Here is a 13795-nt window from a genome sequence, read left to right as displayed (position 1 = left end):
CCAATTTTTAGGGGTATGTTGTTTGATATTACTTAACTGAAATGCCCCACGAACAATTTGCAGATCATTGAAAGATAATTAACTTCAAACTACCCGCTTGAAAAGGAACTCATGCTAAATTTTGACAGAGCGATAACCGAGTTGAGAGGGAACTCAGTCTGTCGTGTCCTGTAGTTCAAATTCCTTGCACGACGTGAAATTTGGGAATCTTGGGCTCGCTGGGGGAGTAGCTGTTGTTTAGATGTTTTTGTATTTATCATCATTCGACAAGGGGAATAAAAATGAAAAAAGAACTAAGTTTGGCGACCGTAATTTTGTTGTCCGGTTGCGGGGCAGTGGGGGGGACCTCCGCATCTCTTGAGAGTGTAGTGGGGACCTCTACGTCGTTAGAGGCAGGTCAACAGCGAAAACCCACCAATCTGACGACCGCCGTGCTTCCGACAGACGATGGAAGAGAATCGATACTGTCATGCCGGAGTAAAAAGCTTATCTACACGCCACTTCCAGCGCTTTGGACATCAAGCTATACCGTTTTGGAGTTTAATAAAGTCAACAAAAAATTCGAAGCAAGGCCAGAATCATGGCCAACCACACCACGTGAAATGAATCGCTTGCTCACGAATATCTCCGCAAATGTCTCTCAAGAATCGCTGGATGTATCTGGGGAGGGATTTGGTGGATTGTTCGCTGGTGCACAGTCAAAAAAGAACTATGTCATTGACTTTATGAAGTGGAGAGCCGAGCCGATTGTATCGATTGACGGCAAGGAGTACGGCTGGGGGCGTGTCGGGGCCGGTATGCGGATAATTATTAATCTCACCAAAACGGATGGTGCGGCAAATGGCAGTTTGCTGGCGCTGGCCATTAGCGCAAAGGCGGGCCAAGTTGTAGGGGAGATAAGCACCGAATTAATTGGCATCGATTCCAATGAGGTCTCGATGGCCATGCCATTTACTGTGGATCTGTCGGAAGGAAATATTCAACGTGTCATCGAAGCACTTGCGGTTGTGAAGGCTAAGCTCTATGACTCGACGACCACACTGACTCCCAATTTAATCGCCCGAATAGATTGCGCACCTATGGCTAAAAATTAGACGGGTAGCGAAGTGTTGATCAAATAGCTTGTCAGTTCCTGGTGCACAGCAGGAGCTGTCGGCAGCGCTGGATGGGCTGCAGCAGCTTTCAGGTGCCACCGTGAAGGATGTTGGGTGCATTTTTGGCTTCAACAGCAATGGCGACAGTTATGCTGGTATGGTTTTTGTCGCCATCAATACCCTTGGCAAACTGAGCCCCTACTTTTTGATTGCGGATGTCAAGACGGGGCGGATGGAAAAGCGGTACTGATGAACGCATGGGTGACTGACCTTGGTTCGAAAGAAGGGGCTGGGTATGTTTGGACTATCGATCAAGCAAAGTTTGGGCAACGATCAATCTGCAGCAACGGTCGATGCAAAGAACCAGGCGAGAAGCATCAACACTGTCATGGCCACTTTGGTAAGAGAGAAATAAATTCTTTCGCGACACCACTGGCTGATGGGACGCCTTGCCGAAGCAAGTTGGGAATTTGCCTCGATTACTATCCTTGCACAAGAGATGAGGAATGAGGCTGATCGGACGAAGTTTATTGTCCGCAATCGGCCTGAAGCGGCCACCAAGTTGCTGTGAAATGATTTTGTTGTCAGTGTAAAAGTGGAAGGACTTTATGGGCAATGCATGGTGCTATCTGGAATACAGGTATGGCGATTCATCAGTAGCGCCGACACGCGATGAAATTATGGTCGCAGTGAAAGAGCTATATGAGGAAAACCTGCCGGACATGACTGAAGATGACTACGATGAGCACGGTGACGCGTCGCTACGATATGGCTATGACGACGGGCCAGGCCAGTGTACGTTCTTGAAATTACTCGTTCGGGAACTGCACGCTGGTCCGAGTGGGCCGATGCGGATTTTCAAAAAGAGTTATGCCCGACTAGAGTGAATAAGTCGCTTTCACAAGAAAAGGCTTTTCTATTGTGGGAGCAACTTGCTGCTGGAGAAATTGACCTGGTCCGGATGCATTTTCAAACGGCTTAGCGTCTGCTTTGGGGCGACGTCCGCAAACGGCCAGGAGCCGACGTCTAAAAGAGAAGTAAGCGTATGTCCCCCAGAGGAAGCATCGATTAATCAAGAATTCTTTTATGAAAAATATTGTTATCACAATACTCATGGCACTCTCACTGACATCGGCGCTGGCGGAGGAATGTGAGACACGAAACAACAATATCTCCCTTGAAAAAATCCAAGGGATGTTTGGCCAAATAAAGAACCAGGCAAAATGGGATATGTCAGCTCCCTTGGTATGGGGTTACTTTTTCGTCGATCCTAGTCAGTCAAAGTTATCTGAACTTTCAAACTACCTTGGTACCAACGGCTACAACATGGTCGAGCTCTTTTTCAACGGGAAGAGTTTCACTTTGCATGTTGAAAAGAGTGAAGTACACACTCCGGAGTCTCTAAATCAGAGAAATACTGATTTTTCCGCTTTGGCAAAGCAAAGGTGCATCAGAAGTTACGATGGTTTTGATGTCGGCGCCCCGAAAAAAAGCTAAGCAAGCACTTATTGAAATCCAGCTGCTCCGCAAAATACTGTTTTGTGGAGAAAAATGGCCTGCATCACTGCAAGCCGCTTCGGTACTGGCGCAGATGAGTGGAATAGAACTGGCGATCTCTTGCTTACAGGTTTGCTACAGTTCCCGATGTCCGCAATCGGCCAATAACGGACGATACGTAGACCGACAACGCAACGCACTCAAGTATAAAAATGAAAAATCTTTCTTGGAACGACTTATTTGTCGAGGCATCTTTGTTAGATTTCGAGGCTCTTTTTTCGGAATGGCCAGGCGTGATCAAAGAGGAGGTTGTGCCTATTGGCGCATCGGTTTTTCGGAGACCTTTTCTATCAGAACAGATCAGGAGCGGTCTTCAAGCTGGATGTTTTGGAGGGTGGAGCCAGCCAGATAGCGGATACTATCCAGCAATTTACCGAGCTGATGAATTCGGGAAAATGGCAGGAATATCATCTCTTAAGCGAAGGGGTGGCATTGCTTAAGCAAAAAGGGCTAGAACGATCTCCCCTTCAATTTTTCGGTTTTGCGCCACATCCTGCTCTGGCAGGAAAGATCGACTGGTCAAGGGTGATGCCGCTAGACGCCGTAGTCTGGCATTCCATTTGTGCCCAGTCTTTGGGTATCCGATGATCCTCGCTTGCCAAAAACACAACATCGTTCGCAATCGGCCAACACCGACCGTTCGACGGTGTTGTGAATATGGTCGACAATAGGATTTCAATCGAACATTGACTCGATAATCTATGCCTGTTTATGAAATGCGCAGTGACGAGATTCGGCCTTTACAGGAAGTCACGTTTTCTGATCTCGGTTTGCGTGAGCGGGGCGACATCCAGCGCCTTTTACGCGAATGCATCGACGTCATCTCACCGGACACGTTGGTTATTTCTGAAGAGTTCAGTAGCTGGTCTGAAGGTAACCGGCGGATTGATCTGCTCGGGGTTCACAAGACCGGCGATCTGGTGGTTATTGAGCTAAAGCGGGACGATGCAGGCCACATGGAACTGCAAGCGCTGCGCTACGCTGCGATGGTGTCAACAATGACGCTTGGGCAGGCTATTGAAACGTACCAGACGTATCTGACCTCTCGCGGGATGCCTGAAGACGGGGCCGAACAGAAAATTACGGACTTTCTTGAAAACGAGGCGAAATTCGGCGAATCCGTGCGCATAGTTTTGGCTGCGACAAGGTTCCATAAGGAGATCACATCGACTGTCCTTTGGCTCAATGACAGGGGGCTCAACATTTCGTGTGCCCGTCTGACGCCATACAGCAACGACGGCAAGGTATTCCTCGACGTAGATCGCTTTATACCGCTACCTGAAGCCGAGGAGTATCAAATTGCTGTCAGAAACAAGTTGGCCGTTGAAAGAATAGCCGAAAGCGAGCGGGTTGCACGCAATCTCGCAAAGTACTCTCTTCACACATCGGATAAAGACTTCGACTCCTTGAGTAAACGAGACTTAATCTTTAACGTTGTGAAGATCGCCCTCGAATCGAATGTTGGAGTTCAGCGGATTCAGGAAGCAATACCTTGGAAGTCGCACCTCCTCGTGTCTGCGAAAGGATCGCTTTCAATAGATGAATTTCTCCGAGAGGAAGGACCACGGGCTATGGCTGCCGGTTTAAATCTCGAACGTCTCTATTTCAAAGATCAAAAGCGACTAATAGAGCACGACGGCATGACTTACCTCATGCGCCGGGATTGGGGGGCTAGGACGGAGCTGGCGGTACAAAACGTTATCAAGCTTTTACCTGAAGGTCTCGATGTAACTTACAGCCTTCAGGAGGATGACGAATCCTTGTAGAACCGAGGCGCATTGAACGGCTGCTCCCGGCCAGAAGCGAACTTCTAATACCAAGACTAACGCCGCCTTTGTGCGGGCGTTAGTCTATTCAAATCGCGGGCGGGATTTGTTATTCAGAAACAGCGTGTAAAGCTAGCATAACTTCCCGCCCTACTAGTCCAACCGATCCTGATGCAGTCTGCAATACCAACCTCCAGCTACGGTCCGTCGAGCCTGGCTGGAATCGAATATGATCGACAACCGACTCACTGCCTGACTGGCTACAAATTACCGACGCAGGTCAGGGGGATGAAAAATGAGAGTTCGATTAAAGAAGGAATCCAATGTCAGCGAAAACGAAACTCAAGAAGGCTCTTAGTGCAATTGATGATGCTGCGACTGCATTAAGGAGAGCACGTAACTATGCTAACCCGGATGCTGAGATCCAAATTCGCAAAGCGCTCAGCGAACTTGATGATGCCGAGCACGATATTAAGCGTGCAATCAGAGAAATCCCTGACGTTTGAGCGCATGCTGTTGACCGGGCGAAATCGGCCAGAAGCGGACATCCATAGCGCAAGATAAACACCCTCAGGTCTCGGGCATTTCGCCGTCTGGAACGCCTGATTACAAGTCCGGCGCAGAATTTAATTCAATCAAATACTTAGACAAATTTTTGCTCCGCAATTAAAAAGAATAGCGCCTCGCAAGGCCTTATTGGGCCTCGCTCATTAAAGAATTGCGGAGCGGAATTTCCGTTGCCGGATGCGAATGTTTGCTACAGTTGCCGATGTCCGCAATCGGCCAGGAGCGGACTTGTAAAAAAATCGATTCATGACTACTGACAAAATAATTGCATCCATGAATCACGTCGTTGTGCTCGCCATCATTTTTACGCTAGCTGGATGCGGCCCGTCAGATGAGCGTATTGTCGGCCCCTATCTTTTGACTCATATCGACACTCAGCAGGATATGTACCTTTGTTACGAACTGCCTGAAGGAAATTGTGTCGGGAGAATTCAGAAAACTGTATTCGCGGTTGGTTGGGATGATCGCTACATCGTTGCAAAACGGCATCCTGACAGTGATAGAAAAGTGGTGCAGTATTTTTTCTTGGAAATGGCAAAAGATAGTCACTACGCCGATCCAAGCACGAGCGTTACAGGGCCGATGTCGGAAGAGAGTTTCTCGCGGTATGCCCGCTTGCTTGGACTGCCGCCTTTTACGAAAACTATCACGCAATTGGAGTAGCCGGTCCGTTTCCGGCCAGAAGCGGAACTATTAACTTGAACATTAAACACGACCGAAAATAGCCCACTTGGACTAATCGAGAGAAATTCTCCCTATGTTGAGCTTACTAAAATCGCCATCACGACTGACCGCCTGGGCTGTTGCCAACGTAACTGGAATGGGTCTTTATTTACTTCTTGCCTCACGGCTCTGGCCTGTCAAGGGAGAAGAAAATACCCCCGGTGGCCCAGGGGATGCCTTTTACTACATCTTTATTCTCGTTCCGATCCTGCTGTTTTTCGCGGCTATCAATATGGTGGAGTTGCATCGGATCGTGCGTCGCTCAGACGAGAAAAATATCGCTGTATTTATTTGGACTACGGTGTTATGTCTTTGGATTACGATCTTTCTGGTCGATCACATCCAGGGCGTACGCAATATCTCCGCTGAGTTTTCGTGAGTAAGAATGGCCGCAATCGGCCAGAAGAGGAAAAGCCCAACCTTAGGACAACAAATGAGCTTGAAAGAAGATTTGCTGGATTTTGCCGGTTCTCTGGCAACAGCGACAGACTATCCGCCTGATGATTATCCAAGCTGGAGCTCTTGGACCTATGAAGCTCATATGGATGATCTAAGAAGTCTGTGGTCAGCAATAATGCCAAGGCTGAAGAAGGACGCAGACAAAATCGAGTTCATAGACCAAAACTTGAAAATAGCCCTTGCCGCGTTCGAGGCAAGAGATAAGGACAAAGGCAGAAAGGCGATTTTGGCGATCTACAATCTGAACGTAAGATCTCTACGCTAGGGCAAAAGTCTACAATCGGCCAGAAGCCGACGCTTCCCTCAACTAAAGCATGCCGCTTGCTATTTTTACATGTACTTAAAGGAGTTGTTCAATGGGTGCCTGGTCTTATGAGCCATTTGGAAATGATGACGCATGCGATTGGATTGCGCAGCTCAAAGAAAGCAACGATCTTGGTATGCTCGATGCCGTCTTCGACGTAGTGCTTAGCTTCGAAGGTAGCTATCTTGAGGTTACTGAGGCTTGTGAAGCTATTGCAGCGGCGGAAGTCCTGGCACGGCTCTTAGGAAATTACGGAACTGGAGATGCTGGACCAGAAGCCGTCAACGCATGGATCAAAAGAGTCGAGGTTCAACCACCAACATCTCTTCTAGCCAAGGCAAATCTGGCTTTGGAACGAATCGGATCAGGTCCTTCGGAGCTTAAAGAGCTTTGGGCAGAGTCCGATGATGTCGAAGCTTGGCTAGCTAGCGTCGCAGAACTTCAGCGGAGAGTCTCAGGTGGTGCTAACAATAGTAATTACAGGCCATGATACGGATCGTCATTTAGGAAGTGATAAGCCGAAGCCGTGATGGGGCAATGCGCCTTAGACGCGAAACTGAAGGGGCTCGAAGCGAAAAGTCCGGTATCGGCCGAGGCTGTGTAAAAACGTAGAAATTTTTAGTGATCTTAAAAATCGGGCGCTCAGATCGCGCCGTATTCGATTTTCTTGGCATCGGGAAGGGTCTCCCTACCCATGATTTTTCTTATGTTTTATGTTTTTACACAGCCTCGGCCAGAAGCCGATATCCATGCCAATAAAAAAGCCCGCAATCGCGGGCTTTTTTGTGGCTATAAACTCCGCCGAGGGCACTTCTATTACCCAAGGAGGCGCTTATTACCCAATCAGGTTTCCGGCCTAAGCCGGAAACCCTTGTGTGCTGGTGCTGATGGGCGGAATCGAACCGTCGACCTACTGATTACGAATCAGTTGCTCTACCAACTGAGCTACATCAGCAAAAGTCCGCGATTATAGCGGTTTCTTTCCGCCAATTCCACTCCCCACGGAAAATTCCCGCCCCTTCGCCCCAAGGGGCAGGACCGTCCATTTCGGGCGGGGAGTCAAGGATCAACCATCGATCTTCCGATCCTCTTCCTTGGCCTCTTTCATGGCATCCGGCTCCAGTTCTTCGGCGGAACGGTTGCAATAAATGAAATATCCCCATGCCGCCAGCAGTACGCCCGTGCCTGCCAACAGGGCTGCGGCGTAGACCAGGTCGGCGGCTTCTTCGTGTACCGCGCGGAAGGTCATGACCAGGCCTTCGATGGCCAGGGCGACGATCACCACCACGAAAAACCGCGACAGGAAGCGCCTTACGCGCGTAGGGGCGCTGATGTTGGCATCACGGACGACTTCTTCCTCGGTGATGGTCTCGGCGATCTGGAAGGCGACGACCGCGGCCGCCAGGATACCGATGGCCTCGATCAGTGCCTGGGCTTGCGACAAGCCCATCCCCTCGACCACCGCCTCGTAGCCCATGCGGGCGGCAATGATGATGAGCGCCAGCGCGCCCAGCGCAAAAAGCACGGCAATCGTGCCGTGTACAACGCCAAATACTGCCGTGATCCGTTTCATCGCTTCTTCCCCTTCATCTTGTCATTGAGAGCGATTGGACTGATCAGGTGCGGAAAGGTTGTCTGCCTGTGAACGGTCTCAGAAGAGGGGGCATGACTCTCGCAATGCAAGCGGTGCTGCGATATCGGCAAGGCAAATTGTTTCCTTGCGGCACCATTTGCCCGCACCGAAGGCTAGCTTCCAGATGTCTTACAGCGAGTTCAGTCGTTGTGGCATGGCTGGTGCGGGAGCCGGGGTTCTATCCTGACGTTGTCAGCTTCGGTCATGTTCAACTCGCCGGCGAGGTACTTTACTCGCGGGCCAGCTTCAAGGAGGTCATCATGCCCCAGTCAGCATGGAGCAATAAGCGGGAACGTCAGTATGAACACATCAAGTCCGGCGTCCTCAAGCGGGGCGCGAATACCAACCGTGCAGAGGAAATCGCCGCCCGCACGGTCAACAAGGAGCGCGCACAGCACGGGGAATCCCGTTCTGCCAGTGCTAGCTCGCTGCACGATATGCCCGCCTCGCGCCGGGGCGGTCTGCGGTCGCACAAGGGGAGTGGTGGTCGCACTTTCAAGCAGCTTTATGCCGAGGCGGCGGCGCGCAACATCAAGGGACGTTCGGGAATGAACAAGGCGCAGCTGGAAAAGGCACTGGCCTAGCGCGGTACCCGATTTCCGCCCACGGCTCACGTGCCGTTCGCGTTTGCGCCGGCAGGAAGGACAACGCCCCCGATGTACTTCGGGGGCGTTGCTTATTGCGTGCTGCTGTTTTGCCCTGCCGTCTGCAGCCGTATCAGCGCTTCAGGCGGCAGGGCGGTGCAGCGATCTGGCTTACTTGGTCACTGCCAGCAGGGTACGTTGACCACCCTTGTAGGTGTACAGGGTCAGGGAGCCGTCCTTGATGTCACCCTTGGCGTCGAACGCGATGACACCGGTCACGCCCTTGTGGCTGATCTTGGCCAGTTCGGGCAGGTACTTCTTGGGATCGGCGGAGCCGGCCTTGGCCATGGCGTCAGCCACGGTCATGGTGGCGTCGTAGGCATAGGCGGCGTTATAGACGACGTCGATGCCGAACTTCTTCTTGTAGGCCGCGCGGAAATCGTCCATGCCCTTCTTGCCGGAATCATCCACGCCACCTGCTTCGGCGCAGACCACCTGGTCTTCGCCCAGGCCATCACCGGCCAGGCTGGGCAGGGAGCCGGTACAGATACCGTCGCCACCCATGAACTTGGCGTTGATACCCAGCTGCTTCATCTGGCGCAGCATCGGGCCGCCCACCGCATCCATGCCGCCGAAGAAGACCACGTCCGGCTTCTTGCCCTTGAGCGAGGTCAGGATGGCGTTGAAGTCGGTCGCCTTGTCGTTGGTGAACTGGGTGCCGACGATAGTGCCACCGGCAGCCTTGGCGCCCTTGGCAAATTCTTCAGCCACGCCCTGACCGTAGGCGGTACGGTCGTCGATCACGGCGATATGCTTGGTACCCAGCTTCTGCACCGCATACTTGCCCAGGGCTGCGCCCAGTTGCGCATCATTGGCCACCACGCGGAAGGTGGTCTTGAAGCCTTGCTGCGTGTACTTGGGGTTGGTGGCCGACGGCGAGACCTGCGGAATGCCTGCGTCGCTGTAGATCTTGGATGCCGGGATGGTGGTGCCGGAATTGAGGTGGCCGATCACCGCGGCGACCTTCTGGTCGACCAGCTTGGTGGCCACTGCAGTCGCTTGCTTGGGGTCCGACGCGTCGTCTTCGCCGACCAGTTCGAACTTGACCTTCTTGCCGCCGATGGTGAAGCCCTTGGCGTTCAATTCTTCGACTGCCATGCGGGCGCCGTTCTCGTTATCCTTGCCCATGTGGGCGTTAGGACCGGACAGCGGGCCGACGTGAGCGATCTTGACCACTTCCTGGGCATGCGCGGCGCCTGCGAATGCCAGACCGATAGCAGCAGTTAATGGAATAATGGCGCTCTTGAGTTTCATAGATTTCCTCTGTAGATTGGATTGACCACTTTTAATGTTTTGTCTCACTACACAGCTTTATTCAGATCCCTGTTGCGGTGACCTGGCGTCCCGCTTTGCTTTCGTCCCCGACTTTCTGAATAATGCAGACGGTACAACATAAGAATCGGCTAAGCCAAGTTTTTTTTGAGCGGCCTACCTGTAAATCATCCTCATATTTGTCCCATGCCTGCCAAACTTCATACGCTCGATAAGGTGGATCGCAAACTGCTCAACATGCTGCAGAAGGACAACCAGATTTCCACGCGCGTACTGGCGGAAAAACTGCACATCTCGCAACCCACCTGCCTGCGCCGCATCCGTGACCTGCGCGAGGCCGGCATCATCAGCGCCGAAGTGGCGATGGTCGATCCCTTTGCGCTCGGCTACGGCATGCTGGCCTTCCTCGAAATCTCGCTGAACAACCAGTCGGACCAGCACATGCAGGACTTCGAGCAGCGCATGGCCAAGGAGGCCGAGGTCATGCAGTGCTACTTCGTCTCTGGCGAATATGATTACTTCCTGGCGGTGCATGTGATCGACATGGATGCCTACTATCAGTTCGTCAGACGTGTGATCTCCGGTTCCGGCAATGTGCGCCACTTCCAGTCGCGCTTCCCGATGAAGCGCGCCAAATTCACCACTCGCATCAGCTTCGATGAGAAGGCGGCCGAGGTGCAGGTGCGCGTGCCAGGCTGATCTGGCCTGGCGGCATCATGGGTGTACCGGCGTTTCGTTAGGCCCGGCGAGCCGTCTTCATAGCATCCTGGCCTCGCATTTACTAAGTTTACTTAGTTTCGCCATTCACCTTCTTTGTCCCGTAGGGCGGGTCTTTCCATCGGGCTGGCACGTAGTTTGCATTGCGTCGCGGTTGTCAGTTGTGTTATTTTCGGGATATCCAGTGGTGTGCGTTGAAGATGGCCGCCCGCCGCTGCATCCTCGCCAAGGTGGCATCGCGGTCACAGGCAGCAAGAGCGGACACAGATCAGCATCCAGCGTCGGCGCGCGCCAGGCCGGCCACTCGGCAATACCCAGCAACCCCTATCATCCACCGTCTGCGGCTTGAGCCTGCAGGGCGCCGCATTGCCTGACCTGCCGTCTTTGTTGCCGGCCGCAGCAGATTGGCAGCCTGACTTGCCGCCGGATTGGGCTCAAGCCACCACTTCCGTCACACAGAACAGAAAGGAAAACCCGCACGATGCACGAAGTCGAGTTATTCATCCAGGACATGGCGATCATCATGCTGATCGCCGGCATCGTCACCGTTGTCTTCAACAAGTTGAAACAGCCGGTGGTGCTGGGCTATATCGTCGCGGGCGTGATCATCGGCCCGCATACCCCGCCGTACGACCTGATCCAGGATGAGAAGACCGTGCACATCCTCTCGGAGCTGGGCGTGATCTTCCTGCTGTTCTCGCTGGGGCTGGAGTTCAGTCTCAAAAAACTGGCCAAGGTCGGGGCCACCGCCTTCATTGCCGCCGCTGCAGAAATCCTGCTGATGATCTGGATCGGCTACGAGATCGGCCTGTATTTCGGCTGGAAGCGGATGGACGCCATCTTCCTGGGCGCGATGCTGGCCGTGTCCTCCACCACCATCATCGTCAAGGCCCTGAACGAGCTGGGCATGAAGAACGAGAAGTTCGCCCAGATCATCTTCGGCATCCTGATCGTGGAAGACATCCTGGCCATCGGCATGATCGCCTTGCTCTCCGGGGTGGCCACCAGCGGTTCGGTCGATTCCACCGAAGTCTTCACCACCGTGGGCAAGCTGGTGCTGTTCATGACCGTTTCGCTGGTGGTGGGCATCCTCGCGGTGCCGCGCCTGCTGAGCTTCATCGCCCGCTTCAAGAGCCAGGAGATGCTGCTGGTGGCGGTGCTGGGCATCCTCTTCGGCTTCTGCCTGCTGGTGATGAAGCTGCAATACAGTGTGGCGCTGGGGGCCTTCCTGGTGGGGGCAGTGATGGCCGAGTCGCGCCATCTGCATCGCATCGAACGCCTGGTCGAGCCGATTCGCGACATGTTCTCCGCCATCTTCTTCGTGGCCATCGGCCTGCTGTTCGATCCCAACGTGCTGGTCAAGCACTGGATGCCGATCACTGTCATCACCCTGGCCGTGGTCTTCGGCAAGCTCATCAGCTGCGGCCTGGGGACCTTCGTGGCCGGGCAGGGCGGGCGCACGCCGATGCGCGTGGGCATGGGCCTGGCGCAGATCGGCGAGTTCTCCTTCATCATCGCCGCACTGGGCCAGAGCCTGAAGGTCACCAGCGACTTCCTCTATCCCATCGTGGTGGCGGTGTCGGCGGTGACCGCATTGCTCACGCCCTACCTGATCAAGGCCGCCGACCCGCTCTCGGCCAAGGCGGTCACGCTGGTGCCGGCACGCGTATCCGGGCTGATGGGCATGTACTCCAACTGGCTGGAAAGCCTGCAACCGACCGGCGACCGCGCCGAACTCACGCGCATCATCCGCCGCATCCTGATGCAGGTGATGGTGAACCTGGCGCTGGTGATCGCCATCTTCATCGGCGGTGCCTTCTTCGTCGATGGCCTCTCGCGCCAGCTGTCGGCCTGGACGCCGGATTCCGACGTGCAGAAAGCCATCATCTGGGGTGGTGCGCTGGTGCTTTCCCTGCCATTCCTGATCGCCACCTATCGCAAGCTGCAGGCCCTGTCGATGTTGCTGGCCGAGGTCAGCGTCAAGCCCGAGTTCGCGGGCGCGTATACTTCCGGCGTGCGCAAGGTGGTGTCGGAAGTCTTGCCCATCATGTCCATCGTCGGCATCATGCTGCTGATCTTCGTGTTGAGCGCCAGCATCCTGCCGCCGCTGAACCTGCTGGCCTTCGTGCTGGCAGCCGTCGCCGGGCTGCTGTGGTTGCTCTGGAGCAAGCTGGTCAAGCTGCATTCGCGGTTGCAGATCGCGCTGTTCGAGACGCTGGACGAGAAGCCGGATGATGTGCACTGAGCGGCAATCATCCCGCTGTATAGGAATTTAGGGCTTCCGGAAGACCGGATCCCAGGGTTTTATTTACGTTGGACTAAGAAAATGACTCAAGACGAACTCAAGCTGGCTGTGGCCAAGGCCGCCATCGACTACGTGGTCGATGGCGAAATCATCGGTGTGGGTACCGGCTCCACCGCCAATTTCTTCATCGATGAACTGGGCAAGATCAAGCATCGCATCAAGGGCGCGGTAGCGTCCTCCGAGGCGACGGCCGAGCGCCTGCGGTCGCACGGCATCACGGTGTTCGATCTCAACGAGGTCGAGACCATGCCCGTGTATATCGACGGCGCCGATGAGATCAACGCCGGTGGCGCCATGATCAAGGGCGGTGGTGCAGCGCTGACCCGCGAAAAGATCGTGGCCTCGGTGGCGCAGAAGTTTGTCTGCATCGCCGATGGTTCCAAGCTGGTCGACGTGCTGGGCAAATTCCCGCTGCCGGTGGAGGTGATTCCCATGTCGCACGCCGTGGTGGCCCGCAAGCTGGCTGCGCTGGGCGGTGAGCCGCGTCTGCGCCTGAACAAGAATGGCGACGGCCAGCCGCTGGTGACCGACAACGGTTGCTACATCATCGACGTGCTGGGCCTGGCCATCACCGATCCGGCCGATATCGAAGACAAGATCAACAATATCGTCGGCGTGGTCACCAATGGTCTGTTTGCCCGCCAGGGTGCCAATGTCTGCCTGCTGGGCACCGCCGACGGCGTCAAGAAGCTGGAGTTCTGAGGCACCCGTTCTGAAGGACGAGCAGCAGTTTCTGCGCTCCTGCAAGACGCAA

General features: G+C 54.0%; 15 protein-coding genes and 1 tRNA gene. 13 read left to right on the top strand and 3 right to left on the bottom strand.

Features of this window, described 5'->3' with window-relative positions:
• The first annotated feature begins 281 nt into the window (after window positions 1-281).
• The 9 genes from HFRIS_RS25315 (at window position 282) to HFRIS_RS24925 (ending at window position 6960) form a co-directional block, all read left to right on the top strand.
• A complete protein-coding gene (locus tag HFRIS_RS25315; RefSeq protein ID WP_152486710.1) occupies window positions 282-1094 on the top strand; it encodes a hypothetical protein in 813 nt (270 codons plus the stop codon).
• Window positions 1095-1122: 28 nt separating this feature from the next.
• The gene (locus HFRIS_RS15760) at window positions 1123-1344 is read left to right on the top strand and encodes a hypothetical protein (RefSeq protein ID WP_006464398.1); all 222 of its coding nucleotides are present in this window, start codon (window positions 1123-1125) and stop codon (window positions 1342-1344) included.
• Window positions 1345-2180: 836 nt separating this feature from the next.
• Window positions 2181-2591 carry a ribonuclease E inhibitor RraB gene (locus tag HFRIS_RS15750; protein ID WP_006464396.1) on the top strand — a complete coding sequence of 137 codons (411 nt, stop codon included), beginning with the start codon at window positions 2181-2183 and terminating at the stop codon, window positions 2589-2591.
• Between the two features lie 761 nt (window positions 2592-3352).
• Complete coding sequence (locus HFRIS_RS15745; RefSeq protein ID WP_006464394.1) at window positions 3353-4417, top strand: PDDEXK family nuclease; 1065 nt, start codon at window positions 3353-3355, stop codon at window positions 4415-4417.
• A 323-nt stretch (window positions 4418-4740) separates the two neighbouring features.
• Window positions 4741-4923: a hypothetical protein gene (locus tag HFRIS_RS24930; protein WP_081626872.1), complete on the top strand. Its 183-nt coding sequence runs from the start codon at window positions 4741-4743 to the stop codon at window positions 4921-4923.
• Between the two features lie 307 nt (window positions 4924-5230).
• On the top strand, window positions 5231-5647 hold the full coding sequence (locus tag HFRIS_RS25310; protein ID WP_006464393.1) for a hypothetical protein: 417 nt from the start codon (window positions 5231-5233) through the stop codon (window positions 5645-5647).
• A gap of 94 nt (window positions 5648-5741) precedes the next feature.
• Window positions 5742-6086, top strand: coding sequence for a hypothetical protein (locus HFRIS_RS15740; RefSeq protein WP_152486709.1), 345 nt, complete (start codon window positions 5742-5744; stop codon window positions 6084-6086).
• 54 nt (window positions 6087-6140) lie between these two features.
• Window positions 6141-6431, top strand: coding sequence for a hypothetical protein (locus HFRIS_RS25705; RefSeq protein WP_209443023.1), 291 nt, complete (start codon window positions 6141-6143; stop codon window positions 6429-6431).
• A gap of 91 nt (window positions 6432-6522) precedes the next feature.
• Window positions 6523-6960, top strand: coding sequence for a DUF4259 domain-containing protein (locus HFRIS_RS24925; protein ID WP_006464391.1), 438 nt, complete (start codon window positions 6523-6525; stop codon window positions 6958-6960).
• Window positions 6961-7349: 389 nt separating this feature from the next.
• Here the strand turns inward: HFRIS_RS24925 and HFRIS_RS15730 are convergent.
• Together HFRIS_RS15730 and HFRIS_RS15725 are read right to left on the bottom strand one after the other, a co-directional pair.
• Window positions 7350-7425, bottom strand: a tRNA-Thr gene (locus HFRIS_RS15730).
• A gap of 111 nt (window positions 7426-7536) precedes the next feature.
• Window positions 7537-8043, bottom strand: a complete 507-nt coding sequence (locus HFRIS_RS15725) for a hypothetical protein (protein ID WP_006464390.1) — start codon at window positions 8041-8043, stop codon at window positions 7537-7539.
• 320 nt (window positions 8044-8363) lie between these two features.
• Here HFRIS_RS15725 and HFRIS_RS15720 point away from each other — a divergent pair, with 320 nt between their 5' ends.
• Complete coding sequence (locus HFRIS_RS15720) at window positions 8364-8687, top strand: hypothetical protein (RefSeq protein ID WP_006464389.1); 324 nt, start codon at window positions 8364-8366, stop codon at window positions 8685-8687.
• A gap of 171 nt (window positions 8688-8858) precedes the next feature.
• Here the strand turns inward: HFRIS_RS15720 and HFRIS_RS15715 are convergent, their stop codons facing one another.
• Window positions 8859-10001: a branched-chain amino acid ABC transporter substrate-binding protein gene (locus tag HFRIS_RS15715; protein WP_006464388.1), complete on the bottom strand. Its 1143-nt coding sequence runs from the start codon at window positions 9999-10001 to the stop codon at window positions 8859-8861.
• A gap of 204 nt (window positions 10002-10205) precedes the next feature.
• Here HFRIS_RS15715 and HFRIS_RS15710 point away from each other — a divergent pair, with 204 nt between their 5' ends.
• The 3 genes from HFRIS_RS15710 to rpiA all read left to right on the top strand — a co-directional run bounded on the left by HFRIS_RS15710 (window position 10206) and on the right by rpiA (window position 13743).
• On the top strand, window positions 10206-10718 hold the full coding sequence (locus HFRIS_RS15710; RefSeq protein WP_006464387.1) for an Lrp/AsnC family transcriptional regulator: 513 nt from the start codon (window positions 10206-10208) through the stop codon (window positions 10716-10718).
• Between the two features lie 499 nt (window positions 10719-11217).
• Window positions 11218-12981 (top strand): cation:proton antiporter, encoded by a 1764-nt coding sequence (locus HFRIS_RS15705; RefSeq protein WP_006464386.1) that lies wholly within the window; start codon window positions 11218-11220, stop codon window positions 12979-12981.
• Window positions 12982-13062: 81 nt separating this feature from the next.
• Window positions 13063-13743 (top strand): ribose-5-phosphate isomerase RpiA, encoded by a 681-nt coding sequence (rpiA, locus tag HFRIS_RS15700; RefSeq protein ID WP_006464385.1) that lies wholly within the window; start codon window positions 13063-13065, stop codon window positions 13741-13743.
• The last annotated feature ends 52 nt before the right edge of the window (window positions 13744-13795 follow it).

It is taken from the genome of Herbaspirillum frisingense GSF30 (genome assembly GCF_000300975.2).
GTDB lineage: Bacteria > Pseudomonadota > Gammaproteobacteria > Burkholderiales > Burkholderiaceae_D > Herbaspirillum > Herbaspirillum frisingense.
The sequence above is the reverse complement of the archived record's forward strand: the minus strand, read 5'-3'. Positions and strand labels throughout refer to the sequence as shown.

Excerpts from the sequence above, each read along its gene's own strand:
- HFRIS_RS25315 (WP_152486710.1), top strand. The coding sequence starts at position 282 with ATGAAAAAAGAACTAAGTTTGGCGACCGTAATTTTGTTGTCCGGTTGC.
- HFRIS_RS15750 (WP_006464396.1), top strand. The coding sequence starts at position 2,181 with ATGAAAAATATTGTTATCACAATACTCATGGCACTCTCACTGACATCG.
- HFRIS_RS15745 (WP_006464394.1), top strand. The coding sequence starts at position 3,353 with ATGCCTGTTTATGAAATGCGCAGTGACGAGATTCGGCCTTTACAGGAA.
- HFRIS_RS24930 (WP_081626872.1), top strand. The coding sequence starts at position 4,741 with ATGTCAGCGAAAACGAAACTCAAGAAGGCTCTTAGTGCAATTGATGAT.
- HFRIS_RS25310 (WP_006464393.1), top strand. The coding sequence starts at position 5,231 with ATGACTACTGACAAAATAATTGCATCCATGAATCACGTCGTTGTGCTC.
- HFRIS_RS15740 (WP_152486709.1), top strand. The coding sequence starts at position 5,742 with ATGTTGAGCTTACTAAAATCGCCATCACGACTGACCGCCTGGGCTGTT.
- HFRIS_RS25705 (WP_209443023.1), top strand. The coding sequence starts at position 6,141 with ATGAGCTTGAAAGAAGATTTGCTGGATTTTGCCGGTTCTCTGGCAACA.
- HFRIS_RS24925 (WP_006464391.1), top strand. The coding sequence starts at position 6,523 with ATGGGTGCCTGGTCTTATGAGCCATTTGGAAATGATGACGCATGCGAT.
- HFRIS_RS15725 (WP_006464390.1), bottom strand. The coding sequence starts at position 8,043 with ATGAAACGGATCACGGCAGTATTTGGCGTTGTACACGGCACGATTGCC.
- HFRIS_RS15720 (WP_006464389.1), top strand. The coding sequence starts at position 8,364 with ATGCCCCAGTCAGCATGGAGCAATAAGCGGGAACGTCAGTATGAACAC.
- HFRIS_RS15715 (WP_006464388.1), bottom strand. The coding sequence starts at position 10,001 with ATGAAACTCAAGAGCGCCATTATTCCATTAACTGCTGCTATCGGTCTG.
- HFRIS_RS15710 (WP_006464387.1), top strand. The coding sequence starts at position 10,206 with ATGCCTGCCAAACTTCATACGCTCGATAAGGTGGATCGCAAACTGCTC.
- HFRIS_RS15705 (WP_006464386.1), top strand. The coding sequence starts at position 11,218 with ATGCACGAAGTCGAGTTATTCATCCAGGACATGGCGATCATCATGCTG.
- rpiA (WP_006464385.1), top strand. The coding sequence starts at position 13,063 with ATGACTCAAGACGAACTCAAGCTGGCTGTGGCCAAGGCCGCCATCGAC.